Genomic DNA, 25,253 nt, shown 5'->3' with positions numbered 1-25,253 from the left:
TCGGCGCAGACCGCGCCAGACACAGGAGGACCACCATGATCGACGTCCGCCGCTTCGACACGCTCGGAGGCGCCAACCACGGCTGGCTGCACGCCCGCCATCACTTCTCCTTCGCCAATTACTACGACCCGTCGCGGATGGGTTGGGGCCGGCTGCGCGTCTGGAATGATGACGAGATCGCGGCGCGGTCGGGCTTTCCGCCCCATCCCCACGCCGACATGGAGATCATCACCTACGTCCGCACCGGCGCGATCACCCACGAGGATTCGATAGGCAACAAGGGCCGCACCGGCGCGGGCGATGTTCAGGTCATGAGCGCAGGCACCGGCGTGCGTCACTCCGAGTTCAATCTCGAGGACGAGATGACCACCCTGTTCCAGATCTGGATCGAGACCGATCGGCCGGGCAGCCGGCCTGGATGGGGCCAGCGCGCCTTTCCCAAGGCCGACCGCTCGGGCCGGTTCAGCGTGCTGGCGTCCGGCGACCCCGCCGACGATGCCCTGTCGATCAACGCCGACGCCAAGGTGCTGGGCGCCACGCTGAAGGCGGGCGAGAGCCTGACCTATGACCTGGCCGCGGGCCGTCGCGCCTATCTGGTCCCGGCCGTCGGCGCGGTCGAGGTCAACGGCGTCGCCCTGAACGCCCGCGACGGCGCCGCCATCGCCGAGGAGGCCGCGATCACCGTGACCGCCACGGCCGACGCCGAACTGGTCATGGTGGACAGCCGCTAGGTCTGAGAGACGGCGCGCGGGCTTGCGCTCGCGCGCCGTACAGCCGATTTACCGGGCTAGTTCTTCACGAGGCCCGCCATGTCCGATCCCGTCGTCATCTGCTCCTTCGCCCGCACGCCCATGGGCGGCTTCCAGGGTGCCCTGTCGGGTGTCAAGGCGACAGAGCTGGGCGCGGCGGCGGTCAAGGCGGCGGTCGAGCGCGCGGGCGTTCCTGCCGAAAAAGTCGATCAGATCTACATGGGCTGCGTGCTGCCGGCCGGCCTGGGCCAGGCCCCGGCGCGTCAGGCCGCCATCGGCGCCGGTCTTGGACAGCACGTCGAAGCGACCACGGTCAACAAGATGTGCGGCTCGGGCCTGCAGGCGGCCATGATGGCGCATGACGCGCTCAAGGCGGGCTCGGCCGACGTGATCGTCGCCGGCGGCATGGAGTCCATGACCGGCGCCCCCTACGTCATGGCCAAGCACCGCTCGGGCGCCCGCATCGGCCACGACGTCATCTCCGACAGCATGTATCTGGATGGGCTGGAAGACGCCTACACCCCCGGCAAGCTGATGGGTGCCTTCGCCGAGGACTCGGCCGGCCAGTATCAGTTCACCCGCGAACAGCAGGACGACTACGCCATCGAGAGCCTGCGCCGCGCCAATGCGGCCATCGCCTCGGGCGCCTTCGCGGCCGAGATCGTCGCGGTCGAGGTCAAGACCCGAAAGGGCGTCGAGACGGTCAGCCAGGACGAGCAGCCGGGCAAGGCCAACCCTGAAAAGATCCCGACCCTGCGGCCAGCCTTCGCCAAGGACGGCACTATCACCGCCGCCAACGCCTCGTCGATCTCGGACGGCGCGGCCGCCCTGGTCATGACTCGCGAAAGCGTGGCCCGGTCGCTGGGTCTGCCCATCGTCGCCCGCGTTGTCAGCCATGCCGCCCACGCCCATGAGCCCGGCCTGTTCACCACCGCCCCCGTCCCGGCGATGAAGAAGGCGCTGGACAAGGCGGGCTGGAGCGTCGCCGATGTCGATCTGTGGGAGATCAACGAGGCCTTCGCCGTGGTCGCCATGATCGCCCAGAAGGAGTTGGGCATCGACCGCGACAAGCTGAACGTCAACGGCGGCGCCACCGCGCTGGGCCATCCGATCGGCGCTTCTGGCGCGCGCGTGCTCACGACCCTGCTCGCCGCACTTCAGGCGCGCGGCGGCAAGAAGGGCGTGGCCAGCCTGTGCATCGGCGGCGGCGAGGCCGTGGCCATGGCGGTCGAACTGGCCTGACGCGCCTTCAGAAGCGCTGACTCAGGTTCAGGCTGATCACCCGCCCGCGCGGATCGGCGACGACGGGGTCGTAGGCCAGGGCGAACTGCGCCAACGGCGGATCGCGGTCGGTTACATTGGCGACGGCCAGCCTGATCTCCAGGTCGTTTCGCACCGTGCGGGCATAGCTCAGGTCCAGCGTCGTCCAGCTGGCGATGTCCGCTCGCGTGATGCCCGCGCGATCGTTGCGATAGCCGTGGGTGTAGTTGACCGACAGGCCCATGCGGTCCCGCGCGCCCTGCCAGACAAGGGACGCCTGTCCTCGATTGCGCGGCATGGATCGGGCGAGAGTGTTCAGATTGGTCGAGCCCACTGCGGAAACGGGCGCCGCGCCGGGCGACAGGAGGATGTCATAGCGGTCGATATAGGTCCAGGTCGTCGTGGCCGAAATCCGCCCCCCCGCCAGGGGCCGCTCATAGTGCGCTCCCAAGTCCAGCCCCTGGGTGGTTACAGCCGAGGCGTTCACGAAGTTCAGCTGCACGAAGGTCAGGGCGCCATCAGGACCCCGCGTCACGCGCGCCTGAGCCGACGTGCCGGTCAGACCGTCGGCCGTATCGCGCGCCGCCTGATCGATGACCGCCTGGGCCGATTCCTTGACGACCAGGTCGTCGTAGTCGAACCGCCAACCGTCCAGCGTGAGCGCCAGCCCCTCGACCGGCGTCCACACTGCGCCAAACGTGGTGCTTTGCGAGGTCTCGGGCTTCAGGTCGCCCGAACCGGAAGTCAGAGTGTTGACGAAGACAAAGGCGCCGCGGTCGAACACGGAAGGCTGCGCCGCCTGAGCGCCTTGGGTGACGAAGACTGACGGCGCGCGGAAGGCCCGTCCCCAGGACGCTCTAAGGGCCAGTTCTCCCGTCGCCTGCCAGCGCGCGGCAAGCCGGGGGCTCAGGGCGTCCTGCCCACCCTGTGTTTCCTGACGAAGCGCGGCCTGGCCTTCGAGGGTGTCGCCCAATCGTCCGCGCAGCTCGGCGAACACGGCGTAGCCGGTCTGGCGACCGTCAAAATCCGGCGAAAAGCCGGCCGTCAGAAGCTCACCCGCGTTGACGAGGTCGCTCCAGTCGTGGCGAAACCGGCTCTGGCGCCACTGGGCGCCGACCACCGCGTCCAGCACGCCCCAACCGCCCTCGAACAGCCGACGATCCGCCTGCACATCCATCGTCGTCAGACCGGCGGCCCCACGAAGCCCTGTCGAGCCGATCAGACTGTCGATCAGTTCGGGCGAGTTGGCCGTGCCGGTCCCTAGATAGGCGCTGCCGAAGGGGTTGAAGTAGCGGCAGGTCCCGACACCCGGCCCGCCCGTCGCAACATCGCAATCGCCCCCGCCCAGGCCGTTCAGGGCGTTCTGCAGCGCCGAACCGATCACGTCGGGCTTGTCGTAGGCCACGTGCTGCCGGCTGGCCGTCGCCGAAGCGGCCCAGCGCCAGCCTGCCGTCTCGCCCGACAGGCCGCCGGCCAGACGCCAGGTGCGATAGTCGAACTCGGCGTCTGACGCACCAGCCTCGGCCCCCAGCAGCCGCCCCCGGAACAGCACCGCCTCGCCGAAGGGGTTGTCGGGATGCGAGGCCGGCACGGTCAGGCTGCGCGCCAGGATCGGCAACGAGGGCGACTGTCGCGCGCGCGTGAAGGTGTCGGAGACCGCCGCCTGGGCCCAGACCTGGACCGGGCCCGCATCGCCGCGCAGATCGGCGAACAGCTGGGTTCGCGTCTCCTCTGGAGCAAGATCGAAGAAGTCCGAGTAGTCCAGTCGACAGAAGACATCGCGCGGCCCGTTGCGAAAGGCCTCGGCGAACGCCGGGCTGTCGCAGTCGGGGTCAGGCGCGAAGCCTCCCGTGCTGGGCCGAAAATAGGATCCCGGCTGGCCATAGCTGGTCACCGCCGTCCAGGCGGCGCGGCCGTAGCGCTCAGCCTGCGTGAAGCCCCGCTCGTCGGACCCCAGCGCAGAGCGGTGGAAGTGCGATGCCGCCAGCGTCAGATCGACGCCCGCCAGGTTCAGACCGACAAGGGCCTGGACCGTCGTCTCGCCGAAGCCGCGCCCGAAGTCGTGAGAGACGCTGAACTCCGGGCGCTCCACGTCGCGTCGAGTGACGAAGTTGACCACCCCCGCCACGGCGTCCGAGCCATAGACGGCCGAGGCGCCGTCCTTGACCGTCTCGACCCGCTGGATCGCGATCATCGGAACGAGCGAGTTGACGTCGGTGAAGGCCGAGCCGTCGGTCGCGACGACCGCACTGTTGGTCCAACGGTGCCCATCGACCAGGACCAGGGTCGAGCCCAGGCCCAGGTTGCGCAGGTTGAACTGGGCCGTGCCGGAGCTCTGCGGCTGGTTCAGCTGATCGACCTGCGCTTCGGACCCCGAATTGGCCGTCAGCTGCCGAACCAGGCGCGAGGCGTCGCCGCCGGCCGCAACCACCGCGTCTCGATCCAGAATCTCGACCGGCGCCAGCCGCTGGGCGCCCGAAAGGCGCGAGCCGGTCACGACGATCTCGTCGACTTGGATTGGGGGCGCCGCCTGGGCCCACACAGGTCCGGCGAGCAGGCTTGAGCCGAGCACGGCGGCCTTGAGGCCGAAGCGAAGACGAATCGAGGAGGCGGACATGGTCGCGGCCTATAGGCCTGTCCGGCTCCGGAATCGACTAGGCTGTTTCGTCGCCCCAACCGCCCGCCAAGGCCTTGAACAGGGCGATCTGCAAGGTCACGACCTGAGCGTCCGAAGCGGCAAGCGCGGCCTCGGCGCCGGCCAGGGTGCGTTGGGCGTCCAACACGGTCAGGAAGCTGTCCGCGCCGGCGTCGAAGCGCAGGCGCGACAGGCGCGCGGCTTGCGCCGCCTGATCGCGCGCCTCGGTCAGGGCGTCGCGACGATCCAGCTCCTGCGCATAGGCTGACAGGGCGGTCTCGGTCTCCTGCAGGGCCGCCAGCACCGTCTGATCGAAGGTCGCGAGCGCCGCCTCGGCGTTGGCTCCGGCCGCCGCGATGCGCGAGCGCGCCACGGCGATGTTGGGGAAGGACCAGCTGATCAGCGGGCCAAAGCTCCAGCGGAACGAGGCGTCGTCGCCCAGGTCGCCCGCGTCCAGCGCCGTCGAGCCAATCGACCCGCCCAGGCTGATCGACGGATAGAGGGAGGCCGTGGCCACGTTCACCCGCGCGGCGGCGCCGGCCAGATTGCGCTCGGCGCGGCGCACATCGGGACGACGCGCCAGAAGCTGAGCGCCGTCGCCCACCGGGATGGCCTGGGTCAGGCGCGGCAGGCTGGTGCAGGCGCGCGCGGCCTGACTGGCCTCGGCCGGGGTGACCCCGGTCAGGGTCGCCAGGCGAAACAGGGCGGCGTCGCGCTGGGCGCGCAGCGGCGGGATGGTGGCCGCCGTCTGAGCCACGGCCGCACGGGCCCGCGAGGTGTCCAGGCCCGTCCCCGCGCCGGCGTCTAGCAGCCGCTGGGTCAGGCCGGCGGTCTCCTGCTGCAGGCTGAGCGAGCGCTCGGCCACAGCCACCTGCATGTTGAAGGCGCAGGCGTCGGCGTAGGCGCGGGCCGTTTCGGCCGCGACCGTGATGCGCACCACGTCGCGCGCGGCGGCGGCGGCGTCCGCATCGGCGCGCGCCGCGCGGATGGTCGAGCCGACCCGGCCGAACAGGTCGATCTCATAGGAGGCGTCCAGGCCGACACTGTAGGCCTCGCCTTCCACCGGCTGGCCGGTCGGCGAGGTCGAGCCCGGCGTGCGCGCCCGCTGGGCGGAGGCGCTGAGGCCGGTCGTGGGCAGACGACCCGCACGGGCTTCGGACAGCGAGGCCCGGACGGCGCGCAGATTGGCCTCCGCCGCCTCCAGCTCGTTGTTCTCGGCCAGGGCCTGGGCGACTAGGCCGTCCAGCGTGGCGTCCTGGTACAGCCGCCACCAGTCATCGCGCGGCGCGTCCGGCGTCACGGCGGCGTTCTGCGAGCCGATGAAGGCGCCCGACCCTGAGGAAGGGAGGGTCGGATCGGGCGCCTTCGGCCCGACCGCACAGCCGGCGACGAGCAGGCTCGAGGCGGCGGCGGTCAGGAACAGGGACCTGTTGAACATCAGGCGTCTCCGGTGCGGCCGGCGGCCGGCGCGGGCTCGTCGGGGTCGTAAGGGTCGTGCGGGGGCGCGCCATAGGTGGTCGGCAAGGCGCGCTCCTTCTCGGGGGGCTTGGGCAGTCGCGCCGCCAGGCCCCGGCAGATGACGTAGAAGACCGGCGTGAAGATCAGGCCGAAGAAGGTCACCCCCAGCATGCCCGACACCACCGCCGTGCCCAGGGATTGACGCATCTCCGCGCCCGGCCCGGTCGCCAGCATCAGCGGCAGCACGCCGAAGATGAAGGCGAAGGACGTCATCAGGATCGGCCGCAGGCGCGTCCGAGCCGCCGACACGGCCGCGTCGAAGCGGTTCATGCCTTCGTTCTCTTCGGCCTGTTTGGCGAACTCGACGATCAGGATGGCGTTCTTGGCCGCCAGGGCGATCAGAACCACCAGGCCGACCTGGACCAGGATGTTGTTGTCCAGGCCCGCCAGATTGACCCCGATCATGGCCGCCAGCACGCACATCGGCACGATCAGGATGACCGCCAGCGGCAGGGTGAAGGCCTCGTACTGGGCGGCCAGCACCAGGAAGACCAGCAGCACGGCCATGGCGAAGATCACCGACGCCCCGCCCGACGCGGCCTTCTCCTGCAAGGCCAGACCCGTCCATTCGTAGCCGAAGCCTTCAGGCAGGGTCTGGTCGGCCATCTGCTCCATGATGGTCAGCGCCTCGCCCGACGACACGCCCGGCGCCGCCTGACCCTGCAGCTCGGCCGCCGGGAACAGGTTGTAGCGCACGATGCGGGCGGGACCGGAGTCCTCACGCAGGTTGGCCACCGAGCCGATCGGCACCATCGCGCCCGAGGTCGAGCGGACCTTCAGGTTGGCGATGTCGGCCAGGTCGTCGCGATAGGCCGGCTCGGCCTGGGCGGTCACGCGGAAGGTGCGGCCCAGGAAGTTGAAGTCGTTGACGTAGGTCGAGCCCAGATAGGTGCCCAGGGTGTTGAACACCTCGGACGGCTGGACCCCCATCATCAGGGCGCGGTCGCGGTCGACGTCGGCCGCGATGCGCGGCGCGCCGGTGTTGTAGGTCGAGAAGACCTGCTGCACCTCGGTCGGGGATTGGGCCGCGGCGCCCATCATGGCGAAGGTGGCCCCTTCCAGTGCGCGATAGCCTGCGCCGGAACGGTCCTGGACCATCATGTTGAAGCCGTTGCCGGTGCCCAGACCCTGGACTGCGGGCGGCGCGATGACGAAGATCGACGCCTCCTCGATGCCCGAAACCGCGCCGGTGATGGCGCCGGCCAGGGCCGTGGCGCTCTGCTCCTTGGAACGCTCGCCATAGTCGTTGAGGCGCACGAACAGGGTCGCGGCGTTGGAGCCAAACGAGAAGCTGGAGCCGTCCAGGCCGGCGAAGGCGACCATGCCCTCGACGCCCTCGGTCTGGCCTATCAGCTCCTGAGCGCGGTTCATGACCGCCTCGGTGCGCTCGAGCGATGCGCCGGCCGGCAGCTGAATGACCCCGATCAGAACGCCCTGGTCCTGATCCGGAATGAAGCCCTGGGGTGTGTCGACCAGGCGCCAGGCCGTCAGGCCCAGCAGGCCGACGTAGACGATCAGCACCAGGGTGACGGTGCGCACCAACCGCGCCGTCAGGCGGCCATAGCGGTCCGACAGCCAGTCGAAGCCTTGGTTGAACTTACGGCCGGCATAGCCGCCGTAATACATCACCGTGCCCCAGGCGCCCTTCTTGCGGGCGTGCGGATCGTGGTCCTTGTGCGGCTTGAGCAGCAGCGCCGCCATGGCCGGAGACAGCGTCAGCGAGACGAACAGAGACACCACCGTCGCCGCCGCGATGGTTACGGCGAACTGGCGATAGAAGATGCCCGGAATGCCCGGCACGAACATGGTCGGCACGAACACCGCCACCAGCACCAGGCCGATCGCGATCAGGGCGCCCGACACCTCCTGCATGGAGCGATAGGCGGCCTCCTTGGGCGTCAGACCCTCTCGGATCAGGCGCTCGACGTTCTCGACCACGACGATGGCGTCATCGACCACGATGCCGACGGCCAGCACCAGGGCGAACAGCGACAGCGAGTTGATCGAATAACCGAGCATCAGCTGGACGGCGAAGGTGCTGACCAGGGCGATCGGGATGGCCACGATCGGAATGATGGCCGCACGCCAGTTCTGCAGGAACACCAGCACCACGATCACGACCAGGAAGACGGCCTCGATCAGAGTATGCTGCACCGACTCCACCGAGGCGGCGACGAACTCGGTCGGGTTATAGGCGATAGACACGTCCATGCCCGCCGGCAGTTCGGCCTTGATGGCGTCCAGCTCGGCGATGACGCGGTTGGCGGTGCCGAGCGCATTGGCGCCCGGCTGCTGGATCACGGCGACGCCGACGCCAAGCTGGCCGTCGAAATAGCCCTTGATGCCATAGTCCTGCGCGCCCAGCTCGACCCGCGCCACGTCGCGAACGCGCGTCACGCGGCCTTCGGCGTCCGTGCGGATGACGATGTTGGAGAACTGTTCGGGATCGTCGAGCCGGCCCTGGACCTGGATCGGCTGCTGGAATGCGGAGGCGTTGGTGGCGAACGGCGGCTGGCCGATGGCGCCGGCCGCGGCCTGCACGTTCTGGGCGCGAAGCGCGGTGACGATGTCGGTGGCCGTCAGATTGCGCGCAGCCGCCTTCGCCGGGTCGATCCAGACCCGCATCGAATAGTTGCCGCCGCCGAAGATCTGGACGTTGCCGACGCCCTCGACGCGCAGCAGGCGGTCGCGGATGGTCGAGTTGGCGTAGTTGCCGACGTAGTCGTTATCCAGGCTGCGGTCCGGCGAGGTGACGCCGGCGATCATCAGGAAGCCGCTCTCGGCCTTGTTGACGATCACGCCGCCCTGACGAACTTGCTCGGGCAGTCTCGGCTCGGCCAGGGCGATGCGGTTCTGAACCAGCACCTGGGCCGCATCCAGGTCCGTGCCCGGCTGGAAGGTGACGGTGATCGACACCGCCCCGTCCGAGGTCGAGGACGAGGTCAGATACAGCATCCCTTCGACGCCGTTGATCTCCTGCTCGATCGGCGCCGCCACGGTTTCGGCCACGGTCTCGGCCGAGGCGCCGGGATAGGCGGTGTTCACCGTGATCGTGGGGGGCGCGATCTCGGGATACTGCGAAAGCGGCAGCAGCGGATAGGCGAACATCCCCACCAGGGTGATGAACACCGCGATCACGCCCGCGAAGATCGGGCGGTCGATGAAGAAGCGTGAAATGTTCATCGGATCAGCGCGCCGCCGGAGCCGCGGCCGGCGCGGCGGCGGGGGCCGCCGACACCGTGCCGGAAATCGTGCCGGTCGCCGCCGGCGGGGCATAGGTGACCGGCGTCTGGTCTTCACGCGCCTGCGGCGTGATCGTGCCGTTCTGCGCCTGGACCTTCATGCCCGGCTGGATGCGCTGCAGGCCGTTGATGACCACGCGGTCCTGGGCCGTGATGCCCGACCGGATGACGCGCAGGCCGTCCACCAACGGGCCGAGTTGCACAGCCTTGGCCGTGACCGAGCCGTCGGCGGCCACGACCTGGACCACCCGGCGGGCGGCGTCGGTGCCGATGGCGGCGTCCGGCACCAGAAGGGCGTCATAGGCGGCGGCGCCGGCCACGCGGGCCTGGCCGAACATGCCGGGCTTCAGGAATCCGTCGGCGTTGGGCACCACGGCGCGCAGGCGAACCGTGCCCGAGCTGGCGTCGATGGCGTTGTCGGTGAAGTCCAGCGTGCCGGAACGGTTGAACGCCGCCTCATCCTGCAGACGGATCGACACCGGCGCGGCCCCGCTGGTGCGCGCCTGGCGCTGATATTTGAGCAGCAGGGCCTCGGAGCCTTCGAAGACGAAATAGATCGGCGAGGACGACACGATGGTCGTCAGCACGTCCGCGGCCGACGAGCCGCCGGCCACCAGATTGCCCGCGTCCACGCGGCGGTCCGACACGCGGCCCGAGGCCGGGGCGGTCACGCGGGTGAACTCGAGATTCAGCTGAGCCGTGCGGAGCGCCGCATTGGCGGCGGCGACATTAGCCCGAGCGCCCTCAAGCGCTCCACGATTGGCGTCGACCTCGGCCTGCGATACGGCCTGCGCGGCCAACAGGCCTTCGCTGCGGGTCAGGTTGGCCTGAGCCAGCGTCAGCTGGGCCTGGGCCTGCGACAGCTGGGCTCGCGCTGACGAGACGGCGGCTTGGGCCGGGCGCGGGTCCAGGGTGAACAGCAGTTGGCCCCGACGCACGAAATCGCCGTCCTTGAAGTGCACCGACTGGATGTAGCCGCCGACGCGCGCCTTCACATCGACCGTCTGCACCGCCTCGAAGCGGCCGGTGAATTCGTCCTGGTCCACGACCTGACGGGCTAGGGGGTTGGCCACCGTGACCGGCGCGGCCTGGGGCGCTGGGGCCTCTTCGCCACGCGAACAGCCGTAAAGCGCGCCCGTCATCATGACGGCCACGGCCAGCGTCATCTGCTTGCGCATTCGCGCTTCTCCGTTCGGGAATCCCACAACCGCCGGCCGAGGGGAGTCGGACGGGGTCAACGGGCGATGACTTAGGTGAGCCGCCCCACTCTTGTCAACAGGCGATGACATAGCCATAAGACCCGTGGGGACATTAACGGAGACGCCTGTATTGCCTGGCCCTCAAGCCTGCATCGCGCCGCGCCCGCGCAACGCCGCCGCCACGCGCGCGGCCATCCTGGACGCCGCGCGTACGCGTTTCGCCCGCGAAAGCTATGACGACGTCGGAATGCGCGACCTGGCGCGCGACGTCGGCGTCGATGCGGCGCTGATCAGCCGATACTTTGGCTCCAAGGAAGAGCTGTTCTCGGAGACGCTGGACAGCTGCTCCAGCGGCGGCGACCTGATGGACGGCGACCGCGCCACCTGGGGCGCCCGCGTGGCCGACCAGGTCGTCTATGGCAAAAAGGACGAGCAGGAGGCCCACAACAAACTGCAGGGCCTGCTGATCATGCTGCGGTCCGTCGGCTCGGCCCGCGCCAACGAACTGGTCAAGCAGTCCGCGTCAGATCGCTTCTACGGCCCCTTCGCCGTGTGGGTCGGCGGATCGGGCGCGGCCGTGCGCGCCCGCCTGGCCATCGGCCTGATCATGGGGCTGAGCATCAGCCGCGAGATGACCGGCGGCTTCAACCTGTCGCCCGACGAATGCGCGCAGTTGCGCGACCGGCTGGCGGTCGCGCTCCAGGGCCTGCTCGACGGCTGAAGCCGCTCAGGGCGCGGCCGGCGCCCCGCTCTGCGGCTTCAGATAGCGGTCCAGCCAGCCCGACATTTCCCACAGGGTGTGCCCGACCGACTCGCGCGCCCGATAACCGTGCGCCTCCAGCGGCAGGACGACATAGCGCGCGGTCGCGCCCTTGCCCTTCAGCGCCGCATAGAACCGTTCGCTCTGCACCGGGAAGGTGCCCGAGTTGTCGTCCGCCTCGCCGTGGATCAGCAGGATCGGCTCGTTGATCCGGTCGGCGTAGGTGAAGGGCGACATGGCGGTATAGGTCTCGGTCGCTTCCCAATAATCGCGCTGCTCCGCCTGGAAGCCAAAGGGCGTCAGGGTGCGGTTATAGGCGCCAGACCGCGCGATGCCGGTGGCGAACAGGTCGGTGTGCGCCAGCAGGTTGGCCGTCATGAAGGCGCCGTAGCTGTGGCCGCCCACGGCGATCCGGCCGCGCTCGGCCACGCCCATATCGACCACGGCGTCGACCGCCGCCTCGGCATTGGCGCGCAGCTGTTCGATGTAGGTGTCGTTCGGCTCGGCCCCGTCGCGGCCGATGATTGGCATGGCCGGGTTGTCCAGGATGGCGTAGCCCTGGGTCAGCAGGAACAGGTGGCTGGAGCCGCCGGGCCGTACGAAGCGGTTGCCGGAATCGACCACCTGGCCGGCCACGTCGGCGTCGGTGAACTCCGACGGATAGGCCCACATCAACAGCGGCAGCGGACCGTCGCGGTCCTTGTCGTAACCCGCCGGCAGGTACAGCACGCCCGACAGGTTCACGCCGTCGGCGCGCTGATAGGTGATGGTCTGGCGCGTCGCCCCGGCCAGTTGGGGCGCGGGGTCGGGGAAGTTGGTTAGCGCCGTGGGCTGGCCGCCCGACAGGTCGCGGATTTGCAGATTGGCCGGCAGGTCGCGCGTCTCGCGGCGCGTCACGACGCGACGGTTCTGGTCGTCCAGGAAGCCGACCAGGGTCTCGTACTCGCCGTCGGCCGAGGTCCACAGCCGCTGGGACTGGCCGCTGGCCAGATCGAGGCTGGCCAGGAAGGGGTATTCGCCCTGACGCGTGGCGCCCGCGCCGCTCATCAGAATCCCCTGCCCGTCCGGCGTGAACCGGATGGTGGAGGCGCCGCGGCCGTTGGGCTGCATCACCACCGAACCGGGGTCGTTGTAGCGGTCCTGATAGTTGCGCTCGATCAGCACCCGGCCTTGGCCGGGGTTGGACGGATCGACGACGTAGCGGGTCTCGTGACGCGTGTTGAACCAGCGGCTGTTGACCATCGCCAGGTCATCGCGCCCCCAGGCGGCGCCGGCGAAGCGCTCGTTCAGATCGATCAGGGTCGTGGGCTGGGCGGTGAAGGGCGCGGCCAGCATGAGGACGCGGTCGCGCACGGTCGCCTGGGCGCGGCTGTCGCCCCCGTCCTGGGCCTCGGTCCAGACCAGGGTCGCCGGCGCATCGGCGCGCCAGCTGATCGTGCGCGGCCCCGGCGCGACGGAGTCGAACGGGGTCGGGATGTTATCGCGCAGCGGCAGGTCCGCCACGCGGTGGACGACCCGACCGTTCAGGTCGGTCACGACCACATCCGCCGGGAATAGACCGGCCGGCACCACATAGCTGTAGGGCCGCTTGGCCACCGTCTGAAGAATGTGCCGGCCGTCGGGCGCGACCGAGAAGCCCAGAATGACGCCCGCCTGGCCGATCGCCCGAGGCTGACCGTTCAGCGGAGCCAGCATCAGCTGACCGGTGAAATAGTGATCGAAAAGGGCCTCGTCGGCGGGATCGGTCAGCAGGTCCTGATAGGTGCGGACTGGCGCGGCGCGGCCGCCGGTTTCGTCGATCAGCGGACCGGTCGGCGGACGGGTCACGTCCGGCGCGGCGCCGCGACCCGCCGGAATGGCGCGCACGATAAGGCCCGAGCTGTCCGGCAGCCAGTCCATGCCCGACCCCGCCGCCTGGTTCAGCACCGGACCGGTCAGCTTGCGCGCGCGGGCGCTCGCCACGTCGGCGACCCAGAGCTCCAGGCCCTGCGGCGTGTCCATCACCAGAGCCAGGCTCTTGCCGTCCGGCGACCAGCCGCCGGAGGTGAAGCGCGCATCGGCCGGCAGGGCGACGGCGCGCGGCTGACCGCCCTCGACCGTCTGGAAGCTGAGGCCCGTCAGCCAGGCCGTGCGGCTGTTGGCCGGGCCGTTGTTGCGCGGGTTGATGCGATAGCCGCCCAGGCGCAGCATCGGTTCGGCCAGTTCGGCGATGGGCGGCAGATTGGCGCGGTCATAGAGCGCCAGCGTCGTCCGGTCCGGGCTAAGGCTGGGCGTCGGCGACGGGCGCGCGTCCAGAATGTCGGCGATAGGCGCGGGCGGCTGCTGATAGACGGGGGCGGCGTCGTTGGCCGCTGGCGACTGCGCCTGAGCCAGCGCGGGCGTCGCGGCCAGCAGAACGAACATCGGCAGTACGACCTGCCCCATCAAACGGTTGCGCATCGTCGTCTCCCCCATCGGCCCGTCACGAAAAACGCGGGCCACCCGGTCTAGGTTACGCCGTAACGCAGGGTCAAGGCGCGATGCGACGGTCGCGCCCTTGCTCTAGACTTCACGCCGCGTTACGCACGATCAACGCCACTATATTCATCAGACGGTGAAAAAGGGAGCGCCGATGCGCAAGGTATTTCCGGATGTCCAATCCGCCCTGGAGGGCCTGACGTTCGACGGCATGACCGTGATGTCCGGCGGCTTCGGCCTGTGCGGCATTCCCGAGGGGCTGATCGCGGGCCTGCGCGACAGCGGCGTCAAGGGCCTGACGGTCATCTCCAACAACGCCGGCGTCGACGGCTTCGGCCTGGGCCAGCTGCTTGGCACGCGCCAGATCGCCAAGATGATCTCGTCCTACGTCGGCGAGAACAAGGAGTTCGAACGCCAGTATCTGGCCGGCGAGCTGGAGCTGGAGTTCAATCCCCAAGGCACCCTGGCCGAGCGCATCCGCGCGGGCGGCGCGGGCATCCCGGCCTTCTTCACCGCCACCGGCGTCGGCACCCTGGTCGCCGAGGGCAAGGAAGTGCGGAACTTCGACGGCCGCGACTACGTCATGGAGACCGGCCTGGTCGCCGACCTGTCGATCATCAAGGCCTGGAAGGCCGACGAGCGCGGCAATCTGGTGTTCCGCAAGACGGCCCGCAACTTCAACCCGATGATGGCGACGGCCGGCAAGGCCTGCGTCGTCGAGGTCGAGGAGATCGTGCCGACCGGCTCGCTGGATCCGGACCACATCCACACGCCGGGGATCTATGTGGACCGCATGGTCCAGACCGTCTCCGAGAAGCGCATCGAACAGCGCACTGTCCGTCAACGTGCCGTCGGCGCCGCCGCCGGATCGGAGGTCTGATCATGCCCCGCACCCGCGAACAGCTCGCCGAACGCGCCGCCAGGGAACTGCAGGACGGCTTCTATGTGAACCTGGGCATTGGCATTCCGACGCTCGTGGCCAACTACATCCCCGAGGGCATGACCGTGACGCTGCAAAGCGAGAACGGCATGCTGGGCATGGGCCCCTTCCCCTATGAGGGCGAAGAGGATGCCGACCTGATCAACGCTGGCAAACAGACCATTACGGCCATTCCCGAGAGCGCCTATTTCAGCTCGGCCGACAGCTTCGCCATGATCCGCGGCGGCCACATCAACCTGTCGATCCTGGGCGCTATGGAAGTGGCCGAGAACGGCGACATCGCCAACTGGATGATCCCCGGCAAGCTGGTGAAGGGCATGGGCGGCGCCATGGACCTGGTCGCCGGCGTCAAGCGCGTGGTCGTGGTCATGGACCACGCCAACAAGCACGGCCAGTCCAAGGTGCTGAAGGCCTGCACTCTGCCCCTGACCGGAACGGGCGTGGTCAGCCGCATCATCACCGACCTGTGCGTCTTCGACGTCAAGCCGGACGGCGCGGGCCTGGAGCTGATCGAACTGGCCGACGGCGTGACCCTGGACGAGGTCGCCGCCAAAACCGAGGCGACCTATACGGTCAAACCCGGCCTGGGCTGACAACGACGATCGGCAGGTCTGAAGGCGCGACGAGTCCGTCTACCGCGGATGCCTGCGGGCCATCGCCTGCCAGGTCTGTTCGGCCAGCTCCCGCAGGACGTCCAGGTCGATGTCGTCCAGCTTGTTGACGTAGAGACAGGCCACGCTGGTCTTGTGCCTGCCCAGGCGCGCCAGCAGCGGCTTGGCGTCCTCCGATCCCGGCATCTGGACATAGAGCGACAGGTTGGCCTTGCGCGGCGAGAACCCGATCCGGGGCCAGTCGCCCGTGGAGCTGCGATAGCTGCCGTAGCCGATGATCGCCGGCCCCCACATGACCGGGGCCTCGCCCGAAACCTCGGTCAACAGGGCGTTCATCGTCTGGGCGTCGGCGCGACGTCTGGGATTGTCCACGGCCGCGATGAAGTCATCGACCGAGGCGTCCGTGGGTCTGGTCTTGGGTTCGCCAGCCATCGCTAAAGCCCCTTCACGATCCCCTCGACCATCTTCTTGGCGTCGGCGAACAGCATCATGGTGTTGTCGCGGAAGAACAACTCGTTTTCGACCCCAGCGTAGCCCGAGCCCATGCCGCGCTTGATGAACAGGACGGTCCCGGCCTTCTCCACGTCCAGAATGGGCATGCCGTAGATGGGTGACTGCGGGTCGGTCTTGGCCGAGGGGTTGGTCACGTCGTTGGCGCCGATGACGAAGGCCACGTCGCAGGCGGCGAACTCGGCGTTGATGTCCTCCAGCTCGAACACCTCGTCATAGGGGACGTTGGCCTCGGCCAGCAGGACGTTCATGTGGCCCGGCATGCGGCCCGCGACGGGGTGGATGGCATACTTCACCTCGACGCCCTCCTCCTTCAGCTTGTCGGCCATTTCACGCAGAGCGTGCTGGGCCTGGGCCACCGCCATGCCGTAGCCGGGCACGATGATGACCTTCGACGCGTTCTTCATGATGAAGGCGGCGTCCTCGGCCGAGCCCTGTTTGACCGGGCGCGTCTCGACCGCGCCGCCGCCGCCCGCCACAGTATCTCCGCCGCCGAAGCCGCCCAGGATGACGCTGATGAAGCTGCGATTCATGCCCTTGCACATGATGTAGCTCAGGATCGCGCCAGACGAGCCGACCAGGGCGCCGGTAATGATCAGGGCGATGTTCTCCAGCGTGAAGCCCAGCGCCGCCGCGGCCCAGCCGGAATACGAGTTCAGCATCGACACCACGACCGGCATGTCCGCTCCGCCGATCGGGATGATCAGCGTCGCGCCCAGCACCAGGGCGATCAGGAACACGCCCCAAAAGGCCCAGGTCGCGGTTCCGCCCGAGCCGATCATCACTCCGATCAACAGCACCAGCGCCAAGGCCAGGCCGATGTTGATCAGGTGCCGCGCCGGCAGCAGGATCGGCGCGCCGCTCATGTTGCCGTTCAGCTTGGCGAAGGCGATGACCGAGCCGGTGAAGGTCACCGCCCCGATCGCGACGCCCAGGCTCAGCTCGATGATCGACAGGGTCTTGATGCCGCCCTCCGCCGTCATGATGCCGAAGGCGTCGGGCGCATAGACCGCGCCCACCGCCACCAGACAGGCGGCCAGGCCGACCAGCGAGTGGAAGGCGGCGACCAGCTGAGGCATCTGGGTCATCTGCACCCGACCGGCGATCAGCGCGCCCGCGCCGCCGCCGACGACCGCGCCGCCCAGGATCAGCGCCGCGGTCAGCAGGTCCAGCGCGCCCGAGCCCCACAGGGTCAGCAGCGTCACCCCGACCGCCAGCGCCATGCCGACCATGCCGTAGGTGTTGCCGCGCCGGCTGGTCTCCGGGCTGGACAGGCCTCTGAGGCTGAGGATGAACAGCACCCCTGCCGCCAGATAGGCCAGGGCTGCGATGGATGCGTTCATGGGCTCCCCCTCCCCGAGGCTCAGGTCAGAACACGTCGACGAAGGCGTCGCGTGAGGCGTCGCGCGTGCCGTCGGCGGTGGGCTGGCCGTTCTTAACCAGGGCGATGCCGACCGGCCCCTCGCCGCCCGTCTTCTTCAGCGTGCAGCGGCCGTTATCGGTGGGCAGGCGGCCTGGCTGAGGTCCAGTTCCGGTTCGCTGGTACCGGTTCAGCATGCGGCCCTCGATGGTCACCGGCCGAAAGCGGCAGTCCAGCGACCAGCTGGCGCCCTGGGGCGCCGCGACATGCCAGTGCAGGCCGCTGTCAGGGCGGACGCCGCCCCCCAGGCCTTGCGCGCTTGCGGGAGCGACGACGGCGATGGCGAACAGCAGGGCGAGGGTCGGCTTAAGCATGGAATGCACTCAGGTCTTGTCGAGGTTGGAGGTCCGGCCCAGACGCCACAGCGCCGCGCCGATGAAAAGAGGGCCGAAGACGACCATGCCCCAGTCGAACCAGGTCAGGGCCCGCTCCTGGGTGATGATCCGCACCAGGATGGCAGAGAAGATCAGCACCACGCCGGTGTCGTAGAAGCGCAGCTTGGCGATGGGCGTCGGCGCCTTGAGCCAGCCCCACACCCACAGGCCGACGCCGACCGCCGTGACGGCCCAGGACGCCTGAACGGCCAGGATGACAGGATCGGCGTTCAAGACGCCTCGCGCACCGGGCGCTCCTTCTTGCGGTACATGGCCAGCATTCGCCGCGTCACCATGAAGCCGCCGAAGATGTTGACGCTGGCCAGGGTCACGGCCGCCACGCCCGCACCCTTGGCGATCCAGGCGTTGGCCCCCTCGGCCTGCCCTGACACGGCCGCCGCCGCAATCAGACCGCCGACGATGATGACGCTGGAGATGGCGTTGGTCACCGCCATCAGCGGCGTGTGCAGCGCCGGCGTCACGCTCCAGACGACGTAATAGCCGACGAAGATCGCCAGCACGAAGATAGCCAGGCGGAAGACGGTGGGGTCGACGTGTTCCATCAGGCTCGGACCTCCAGTCTTGCGTCGATGCTGACGAGCAATCTCAGAACACCGCCGCTCAGGATTGATAGGATGAAAAACTCAAGCACCTTACCGACCGCGACGCCCGAACCGCCGCCATCAACGGCCAGCACAAACACGACCAAGATCGACAGGATTGGACCGCCGAGCATCACCAAGATCGAGAACGCGGCCAGGGCGGTTCTTAGTTTAGGAGAGATCACGCTCGCACCCCCTCGTGCATCACCTGGCCGGCGTGCGTCACCGCCGCCGCCTTGAGGATTTCCTCGTCCAAATCCAGCGCCAGCGCGCCGTCCCTGACCATCAGGCCGACGAAGGCGACCAGGTTGCGGGCATAGAGCGCAGAGGCGTCGGCGGCGATGCGGCCCGGCAGATTGGTCCAGCCGACGATCTTCACGCCATTCGCCGTGGTCACGACTTCGCCGGGCTTGGAGCCCTCGACGTTGCCGCCTGCCTCGACCGCCAGATCGACGATGACCGAGCCGGGCTTCATGGTCGCCACCTGCGCCGCCGTGACCAGCACCGGCGCAGCGCGGCCGGGGATCAGGGCGGTGGTGATGACGATGTCCTGCTTTTTGATGTGCTCGCCGGTCAGGACCGCCTGCTTGGCTTGATATTCGGCGCTCATGGGCTTGGCGTAGCCGCCGGCGGTCTGGGCGTTCCTGAACTCCTCGTCCTCGACGGCCAGGAACTTGGCGCCCAGGCTTTCGACCTGTTCCTTGGTCGCGGGCCGCACGTCCGTGGCCGTGACGACCGCGCCCAGGCGGCGGGCCGTGGCGATGGCCTGAAGCCCGGCCACGCCCACGCCTATCACGAAACATTTGGCGGCGGCGACCGTGCCCGCCGCCGTCATCATCATGGGAAAGCCCTTGCCATAGGCATAGGCCGCCTCGATCACCGCGCGATAGCCCGCCAGGTTCGCCTGAGACGACAGGGCGTCCATCACCTGGGCGCGAGTGATGCGCGGCACGAACTCCATCGCGAAGGCGGTGGCGCCGGCGCCGCGCAGGGCCTCGACGGTGTCGGCCTCGCGATGCGCGTCCAGCAGGGCGACGACCACGGCGCCGGCCTTCAGCGCGCTGATCTCCTGAGCGGTCGGGCCGCGCACCTTCAGCAGGATGTCGGCGCCGTCCAGGACCGCGTGGGTGTCCGGCAGGACGCGGGCGCCCGCCTCGGCGTAGTCGGCGTCGGGAATGGAAGAGCCCTGCCCCGTCCCGGCCTCGACCGCCACGGTTGCGCCTAGCGCGATCAGCTTCTTCACCGTCTCGGGCGTGACCGCGCAGCGGGTCTCGCCGTCGCGGCGTTCACGGGTCACGGCGATGGCGACGGCCAAGCGAATCCCTCCATCCAGAACGGATGGCGGAACGTTAGGCTGAATGGGAAGCGGGCGTCAAAGCGCCCAGGCCGTCAGCGGCTGATCAGTGCGCCTTGGGCTTGCGCGACTTCAGGACGATGAAGCCGATCACGCCGATCACGACCGAAGTGCCCAGCGCGGCGATGAAGCCGCCCGTGCTCATCAGCACGGCCACGAACAGGACCAGGCACACCACGAACAGCGAGCCCCACTTGGTCAGGAAGTTGAACAGGGCGAAGGTCGAGACCTGCTCGTTGATCTCCATCGAACCGCGCAGATAGGCCTCGGCGTCAGCGTCGGCTTCGGCAGTGGCGGGGTTGTGCGGATCGGCCATGGTCGTCTTCCGTGAGTCAGGCGGTGGCGGCCCTTATAGCGGCCTCGCCGCTGGGCTCAAGCCCGGTTCAGGCACCCAGATCCAGCGAGTAGCCGGCCGAGCGCACCGTGCGGATCGGATTGGGGCCGTCGCCGACGTTCAGCGCCTTGCGCAGGCGGCCGACGTGAACGTCCACGGTGCGCGCCTCGACATAGACGTCCGAGCCCCAGACCGCGTCGAGCAGCTGCTCGCGGCTGAAGACCCGGCCGGGATGCTGCATGAAGTGATCCAGCAGGCGGAACTCCGTCGGGCCCAAGTGCACCTCCTGTCCCGCACGGCGCACGCGGTGCGAGACGCGGTCGATCAGGATGTCGCCATGGGTGATCCGGTCGTCCGCCAGGCCCGGCCGGATGCGGCGCAGAACGGCGCGGATGCGCGCGGTCAGCTCCGTCATGGCGAACGGCTTGGTCATGTAGTCGTCGGCGCCGGTGTCCAGCCCTCGCACGCGGTCGGTCTCCTCGCCCCGCGCCGTCAGCATGATGATCGGCAGGTTGCGGGTTTCGGCGCGGCCGCGGATGCGGCGGCAGACCTCGATGCCCGACACCTTGGGCAGCATCCAGTCCAGCAGGACCAGATCGGGCAGGCGCTCGTCGATCTGGACCAGCCCCTCCTCTCCGTCGGCGGCGACGGCGACGTCGTAGCCTTCCTTCTCGAGATTGTACTGGAGGAGCGTCGACAGCGCGTCCTCGTCTTCCATCACCAGGATATAGGGCTGCACAGGTCGGCTCCGGTCGGGTCAGGCCAAGTCAGTCTTGAGGGATTTGAGGCACGGTCGGCGTGGGCGAATCCACGCCAGGCGTCGGGGTGAAGCGCGGGCGGTCGCCCTGGATCTCTTCTCCGACCACTTCGTAGTGGACGCTTTCGGCGATGTTGGTGGCGTGGTCGCCGATCCGTTCCAGGTTCTTGGCCATGAACAGCAGGTGCGTGCAGGCCGTGATCGTGCGCGGGTCCGCCATCATGTAGGTCAGCAGCTCGCGGAACAGGGCGTTGTAGTGTTCGTCCACCTCGTCGTCCGACGCCCAGACCGACAGGGCGCGTTGCACTTCCGAGGCCGTGTAGGCGTCCAGCACTTCACGCAGACGATTGGACACCAGCCGGCCCATGCGCTCGATCGAGCGGGTCAGGGGCTGGATCGGCTCGCCATCGGCCAGCACCAGGCTGCGCTTGGCGATGTTGGAGGCCAGGTCGCCCGTGCGTTCGAGGTCCACGGCCAGCTTCATCGAGCCCAGCGTGCGGCGCAGGTCAGAGGCCACGGGCTGGCGCAGGGCGATCAGACGGATGGCCTTGCGCTCGATGTCACGGTGAAGGGCGTCCAGCTTGTGGTCGCGCTCGATGACCGCGCGGGCTAGGGCCACATCGCGGCGCGCAACGGATTCGACGGCGTCGGCGACCTGAGCCTCGGCCAGGCCGCCCAGGCGCACGACCTCGGCGGTCAGTTGGTTCAGTTCGTCGCCGTAAGCCTTGACGGTGTGTTGGGTCATGGGGGCGATCCTAGCCGAAGCGGCCGGTGATGTAGTCGAGCGTGCGGCGCTCGCGCGGGTTGGTGAAGATGTCCTCAGTGTCGCCCATCTCGATCAGGCGGCCCATGTGGAAGAAGGCGGTGCGCTGGCTGACCCGCGCGGCCTGGGCCATGGAGTGGGTGACGATGACGATGCAGTAATTCTCGCGCAGTTCGTCGATCAGCTCCTCGATCCGCGCGGTGGCGATGGGGTCCAACGCCGAGCAGGGCTCGTCCATCAGGATCACTTCCGGCTCGACGGCGATGGCGCGGGCGATGACCAGACGCTGCTGCTGCCCGCCCGACAGGGCCGTGGCGGGGGCCTGCAGCCGGTCGGCGACCTCGTCCCACAGGCCGGCGCGCTTCAGCGCCCCTTGAACCACATCGTCCAACTCGCTCTTGGTCGAGGTCAGGCCGTGGATCTTGGGTCCGTAGGCGACGTTCTCATAGATCGATTTCGGGAACGGGTTGGGCTTCTGGAACACCATGCCCACCCGCGCGCGCAAAAGCACCGGGTCGACCGAGCGGGCGTTGACGTCCTCGCCGTCCATGGTGATCCGGCCCGTCACCTTGGCCCCGGCGATGGTGTCGTTCATGCGGTTCATGGTCCGCAGGAAGGTGGACTTGCCGCAACCAGACGGACCGATCAGCGCCGTAACCGCCTTGTCGGGCATGTCCAGGTCGACGTCGAACAGGGCCTGCTTGTCCCCATAGAAAACCGACACGCCGCGCGCCTCGATCTTAACCGGTCCGGGCGGCGGGCCGGCATGGGTCTTGACCTCTGGCGCGGGCATTCCGCGCTCGCCGGCGGTGGGCGCCGGCATTTCTTCGGGGCGGCCGGCCTCGGGCTGGGCGGCGGGCAGCACCTGGCCGCCCATGCGGGGAACCTGGGTCGGATCGGCCCCGCCGCCGGAGCCTTGCGCGGACTTGAAGGTCTTGAAGTTCATGCTCTTACCACCGACGCTCGAAGCGCCGCCTGAGAAGTATGGCCGCCGCGTTCATCACCACCATGAAGGCCAGCAGCACGATGATGGCCGCCGCGGTCCGTTCGTGGAACGCCCGCTCCGAGGCGTTCTCCCAGATATAGACCAGCGACGGCAGGGCGCCGGCCGGCTCGACGATCGAAGTCGGCAGGCCGGGGGTGAAGCTGACCATGCCGATCAGCAGCAGCGGCGCGGTTTCGCCCAGGGCGTGGGCCATGGAGATGATCGAGCCCGTCATGACGCCCGGCATGGCCAGAGGCAGGACGTGCTGGAACACGGTCTGGGTGCGGCTGGCGCCCATGGCCAGAGCCGCCTCGCGGATCGACGGCGGCACCGCCTTCAGAGACGAACGGGTGGCGATGATCAACGTCGGCAGAGCCATCAGCGCCAGCACCAGGCCCCCGACCAACGGGCTGGCGCGCGGCAGGTGCATGAAGTTGATGAACACCGCCAGGCCCAGCAGGCCGTAGACGATCGACGGCACGGCGGCGAGGTTGTTAATGTTGACCTCGATGAAGGCCGTGATCCGGTTGCGCGGTGAGAACTCCTCGAGCCAGATCGCCGCCCCGACGCCCAGCGGAATGGCGATCAGGGCCGTCACCAGAAGCATCAGCGCCGAGCCGATCACCGCGCCCAGCACGCCGGCCAGCTCGGGTTCGGTCGAGTCGCCATTGGTGAACAGGGCCGTGGCGAAGTGGCGCTGGACCACGTTCTCGGCCTTCATCCGGTCCAGCCAGTCCATTTGCTGGTCGCTGAGACGGCGCTGGGTCTCAGGCGTCGACCGCTTTATCTCGCCCTTGAAATACAGGTCCGCGTCGTCAGACAGCGGAGCCCGGATCTGGGTGTGACGGCCCAGCAATTCAGGGCTGCGCGACACGCGCTCGGCCGCCGCGAACTTCAACTCCGAGGAATAGAGCGACCGCAGCGCCGCCGCGTTCGATCCATCCGGGTCGGCCACGCCCCAGCGCGCCAGCTGCTGCTCGGCCACCAGCAGTTCGAAGTTGGTGCCGGCCGGATAGGCCCGGTCGATGCGGGTCGTGTCCATGTAGACGGGCACAGTGACGCTGTGGGCGGTGAAGGCCGAATAGCCCTGCAGTCCGATGCGGCCCAGCAGGATCACCAGGAAGGCGATGGCGAAGGCGATCGCCAGCCGGCCGTACAGCTTGAAGCGGCCCTCGCGGGCGTGACGGCGCTTCAGACCGGCTTCCAGCCGGCCCAGCCGTTCCGCCTGGGCGGCGGGCGTGGGGACGGAGGCGTCAGTCATACTGTTCGCGATACCTTTGCACGATGCGCTGGGCGATCAGGTTCAGCCCCAGGGTGGCGACGAACAGCGTCAGGCCCAGGCCGAAGGCGGCCAGCGTCTTGGGACTGTTGAACTCCTGGTCGCCGGTCAGCAGGGTGACGATCTGCACCGTGACCGTGGTCACCGTGTCCAGCGGATTGAAGGTCAGGCGGGCGGCTAGGCCGGCCGCCATGGTCACGATCATCGTCTCGCCGATGGCCCGCGACACGGCCAGCAGCAGGGCGCCCGAAATGCCCGGCAGGGCGGCGGGCAGCAGCACCCGCTTGACCGTCTCCGACTGGGTCGCGCCCATAGCGTAGGAGCCGTCGCGCAGGCTCTGCGGCACGGCGTTCAGGATGTCATCGGACAGGGAGCTGACGAAGGGGATCAGCATGATGCCCATGACCGCCCCGGCCACCAGCGCCATCTGGTTCTGGACCAGCATCAGATACTGCCCCAGCCCGTCCAGCGGGCCGCCGGCCAGTTGAGCCCCAATGCCGTTGAAGAAGGCCCGGAAGGCCGGCCCCACCGTCAGGGCGGCGAAGAAGCCGTAGACAACGGTCGGCACCCCCGCGAGCACCTCAAGCACCGGCTTGACCACCGCGCGCGTCACCGGCCCGGCGTATTCCGACAGATAGATGGCCGAGAACAGGCCGATGGGCGCGGCCACCGTCATGGCGATCAGCATGATCAACAGGGTGCCGGCGAACAGCGGCACGGCACCGAAGGCGCCCGAGGACCCGACCTGATCCGCGCGGATCGCGGTCTGCGGGCTCCACTGCGTGCCGAACAGGAAGTCGGTGGGCGGGACCGACTGGAAGAACCGCAAGGAATCCCAGGCAAGGGCCCCGATGATGCCCAGGGTGGTCAGGATGGCGACGACGGAACAGGCGAACAGCAGACCGCCGATCCAGCCCTCAACCCGATTGCGCGCGCGCATGGACGCCTTGATCTGGCTCAGCGCGAACAAGGCGCCCAGCATGGCCGCCAAGATGGCAGCCGCGGCTCCGCCCCATGACAGCGTCGCTTCTATGCGGTGGGCGCGGCGTCCCTCGGCCGGAAGCAGCTCGGCGTAGGGCTGCTCCCACAGTTGCTGGGCTTCCAGCCCCTGCCCCACCCGGTGGGCGTCGCCCATGAAGGCCTGGCGACGGAAGGGGTCAAGGTTCTGCACCGCTTCGGGTGCGCCCTCCAGCATCAGCGTCTGCGTGACCGGCCCGGCGGTCACCGCGCCCAGAACCATGAGGGCGATCGCAGGAGCCGCCGCCCAGATCAGCGCGTAGGCGGCATGCTGGTTCGGGCGCGAGTGCGGGCGCGCGCCGACCGATCGACGCACGGCCAAAGCCCGTCCGGCGGCGTATGCGCCCGCGACGACCAGAACCAGCAGGGCGAGAACGAGCCACAGCATGAGCAGAGGCGAGCGCCTTATTCCTTGGAGGCGCCCAGGCGCCGGACCGCCGGTCGGACCGGCGCGGCGGAAACTGCCTGCGATGCATCAGCGGATTAA

The 25,253-nt window shown here is 68.8% G+C and carries 23 protein-coding genes; 5 read left to right on the top strand and 18 right to left on the bottom strand.

The features are described 5' to 3' along the window. The first annotated feature begins 35 nt into the window (after positions 1–35). Together ACK4I0_RS07070 and ACK4I0_RS07065 are read left to right on the top strand one after the other, a co-directional pair. Positions 36–731 carry a pirin family protein gene (locus tag ACK4I0_RS07070; protein WP_409609386.1) on the top strand — a complete coding sequence of 232 codons (696 nt, stop codon included), beginning with the start codon at positions 36–38 and terminating at the stop codon, positions 729–731. A gap of 78 nt (positions 732–809) precedes the next feature. Next, positions 810–1,991, top strand: a complete 1,182-nt coding sequence (locus tag ACK4I0_RS07065; protein ID WP_409609384.1) for a thiolase family protein — start codon at positions 810–812, stop codon at positions 1,989–1,991. A gap of 7 nt (positions 1,992–1,998) precedes the next feature. Here ACK4I0_RS07065 and ACK4I0_RS07060 read toward each other — a convergent pair whose 3' ends face one another. Genes ACK4I0_RS07060 through ACK4I0_RS07045 form a run of 4 tightly spaced genes read right to left on the bottom strand, consistent with a single transcriptional unit; the run spans position 1,999 to position 10,582 of the window. Then, positions 1,999–4,626: a TonB-dependent receptor domain-containing protein gene (locus ACK4I0_RS07060; protein ID WP_409609382.1), complete on the bottom strand. Its 2,628-nt coding sequence runs from the start codon at positions 4,624–4,626 to the stop codon at positions 1,999–2,001. 37 nt (positions 4,627–4,663) lie between these two features. Beyond that, positions 4,664–6,082 carry an efflux transporter outer membrane subunit gene (locus ACK4I0_RS07055; RefSeq protein WP_409609380.1) on the bottom strand — a complete coding sequence of 473 codons (1,419 nt, stop codon included), beginning with the start codon at positions 6,080–6,082 and terminating at the stop codon, positions 4,664–4,666. After that, positions 6,082–9,345, bottom strand: coding sequence for an efflux RND transporter permease subunit (locus tag ACK4I0_RS07050; protein WP_409609378.1), 3,264 nt, complete (start codon positions 9,343–9,345; stop codon positions 6,082–6,084). Before ACK4I0_RS07050 ends, ACK4I0_RS07055 begins: the two co-directional genes overlap by 1 nt. Positions 9,346–9,349: 4 nt before the next feature. Next, entirely contained in the window at positions 9,350–10,582 is a 1,233-nt protein-coding gene (locus tag ACK4I0_RS07045) for an efflux RND transporter periplasmic adaptor subunit (protein WP_409609376.1), read from the bottom strand. Between the two features lie 151 nt (positions 10,583–10,733). Here ACK4I0_RS07045 and ACK4I0_RS07040 point away from each other — a divergent pair, with 151 nt between their 5' ends. Further along, positions 10,734–11,324, top strand: a complete 591-nt coding sequence (locus ACK4I0_RS07040) for a TetR family transcriptional regulator (RefSeq protein ID WP_409609374.1) — start codon at positions 10,734–10,736, stop codon at positions 11,322–11,324. A gap of 6 nt (positions 11,325–11,330) precedes the next feature. Here ACK4I0_RS07040 and ACK4I0_RS07035 read toward each other — a convergent pair whose 3' ends face one another. Beyond that, positions 11,331–13,802 carry a prolyl oligopeptidase family serine peptidase gene (locus ACK4I0_RS07035; RefSeq protein ID WP_409609372.1) on the bottom strand — a complete coding sequence of 824 codons (2,472 nt, stop codon included), beginning with the start codon at positions 13,800–13,802 and terminating at the stop codon, positions 11,331–11,333. Positions 13,803–13,974: 172 nt separating this feature from the next. Between ACK4I0_RS07035 and ACK4I0_RS07030 the strand changes: the two genes are divergently transcribed. Together ACK4I0_RS07030 and ACK4I0_RS07025 are read left to right on the top strand one after the other, a co-directional pair. After that, positions 13,975–14,700 (top strand): CoA transferase subunit A, encoded by a 726-nt coding sequence (locus tag ACK4I0_RS07030; RefSeq protein WP_409609370.1) that lies wholly within the window; start codon positions 13,975–13,977, stop codon positions 14,698–14,700. Between the two features lie 2 nt (positions 14,701–14,702). Beyond that, positions 14,703–15,353, top strand: coding sequence for a 3-oxoacid CoA-transferase subunit B (locus ACK4I0_RS07025; protein WP_409609368.1), 651 nt, complete (start codon positions 14,703–14,705; stop codon positions 15,351–15,353). 39 nt (positions 15,354–15,392) lie between these two features. On the opposite strand, the gene ACK4I0_RS07020 is transcribed toward ACK4I0_RS07025, so the two are convergent. The 13 genes from ACK4I0_RS07020 to pstC all read right to left on the bottom strand — a co-directional run bounded on the left by ACK4I0_RS07020 (position 15,393) and on the right by pstC (position 25,154). Next, positions 15,393–15,803, bottom strand: a complete 411-nt coding sequence (locus ACK4I0_RS07020; RefSeq protein WP_409609366.1) for a DUF1801 domain-containing protein — start codon at positions 15,801–15,803, stop codon at positions 15,393–15,395. Positions 15,804–15,805: 2 nt separating this feature from the next. Further along, a complete protein-coding gene (locus ACK4I0_RS07015; protein WP_409609364.1) occupies positions 15,806–17,224 on the bottom strand; it encodes an NAD(P)(+) transhydrogenase (Re/Si-specific) subunit beta in 1,419 nt (472 codons plus the stop codon). Positions 17,225–17,249: 25 nt separating this feature from the next. Next, positions 17,250–17,615, bottom strand: coding sequence for a hypothetical protein (locus tag ACK4I0_RS07010; RefSeq protein WP_409609362.1), 366 nt, complete (start codon positions 17,613–17,615; stop codon positions 17,250–17,252). A gap of 9 nt (positions 17,616–17,624) precedes the next feature. Beyond that, the gene (locus ACK4I0_RS07005; RefSeq protein ID WP_409609360.1) at positions 17,625–17,909 is read right to left on the bottom strand and encodes a hypothetical protein; all 285 of its coding nucleotides are present in this window, start codon (positions 17,907–17,909) and stop codon (positions 17,625–17,627) included. Beyond that, on the bottom strand, positions 17,906–18,238 hold the full coding sequence (locus ACK4I0_RS07000; protein ID WP_409609358.1) for an NAD(P) transhydrogenase subunit alpha: 333 nt from the start codon (positions 18,236–18,238) through the stop codon (positions 17,906–17,908). Before ACK4I0_RS07000 ends, ACK4I0_RS07005 begins: the two co-directional genes overlap by 4 nt. After that, positions 18,238–18,462: a hypothetical protein gene (locus ACK4I0_RS06995; RefSeq protein WP_409609356.1), complete on the bottom strand. Its 225-nt coding sequence runs from the start codon at positions 18,460–18,462 to the stop codon at positions 18,238–18,240. Before ACK4I0_RS06995 ends, ACK4I0_RS07000 begins: the two co-directional genes overlap by 1 nt. After that, complete coding sequence (locus ACK4I0_RS06990) at positions 18,459–19,592, bottom strand: Re/Si-specific NAD(P)(+) transhydrogenase subunit alpha (protein WP_409609354.1); 1,134 nt, start codon at positions 19,590–19,592, stop codon at positions 18,459–18,461. The genes ACK4I0_RS06995 and ACK4I0_RS06990 overlap by 4 nt, the downstream gene beginning before the upstream one ends. An 85-nt stretch (positions 19,593–19,677) precedes the next feature. Continuing rightward, positions 19,678–19,947 carry an aa3-type cytochrome c oxidase subunit IV gene (locus ACK4I0_RS06985; protein WP_409609352.1) on the bottom strand — a complete coding sequence of 90 codons (270 nt, stop codon included), beginning with the start codon at positions 19,945–19,947 and terminating at the stop codon, positions 19,678–19,680. A 67-nt stretch (positions 19,948–20,014) separates the two neighbouring features. Continuing rightward, positions 20,015–20,704 carry a phosphate regulon transcriptional regulator PhoB gene (phoB, locus tag ACK4I0_RS06980; RefSeq protein ID WP_409609350.1) on the bottom strand — a complete coding sequence of 230 codons (690 nt, stop codon included), beginning with the start codon at positions 20,702–20,704 and terminating at the stop codon, positions 20,015–20,017. Between the two features lie 28 nt (positions 20,705–20,732). Beyond that, on the bottom strand, positions 20,733–21,467 hold the full coding sequence (gene phoU, locus ACK4I0_RS06975) for a phosphate signaling complex protein PhoU (protein WP_135064884.1): 735 nt from the start codon (positions 21,465–21,467) through the stop codon (positions 20,733–20,735). A gap of 10 nt (positions 21,468–21,477) precedes the next feature. Beyond that, a complete protein-coding gene (gene pstB, locus ACK4I0_RS06970) occupies positions 21,478–22,431 on the bottom strand; it encodes a phosphate ABC transporter ATP-binding protein PstB (protein ID WP_409609347.1) in 954 nt (317 codons plus the stop codon). A 4-nt stretch (positions 22,432–22,435) separates the two neighbouring features. Then, entirely contained in the window at positions 22,436–23,731 is a 1,296-nt protein-coding gene (pstA, locus tag ACK4I0_RS06965) for a phosphate ABC transporter permease PstA (RefSeq protein WP_409609345.1), read from the bottom strand. Next, entirely contained in the window at positions 23,724–25,154 is a 1,431-nt protein-coding gene (pstC, locus tag ACK4I0_RS06960; protein ID WP_409609343.1) for a phosphate ABC transporter permease subunit PstC, read from the bottom strand. The genes pstA and pstC overlap by 8 nt, the downstream gene beginning before the upstream one ends. Positions 25,155–25,253: the final 99 nt, after the last annotated feature.

It is taken from the genome of Brevundimonas sp. (assembly GCF_046295775.1).
In the GTDB taxonomy this organism is placed as follows: domain Bacteria; phylum Pseudomonadota; class Alphaproteobacteria; order Caulobacterales; family Caulobacteraceae; genus Brevundimonas.
This window is presented reverse-complemented; position numbering and strand designations above follow the sequence as displayed.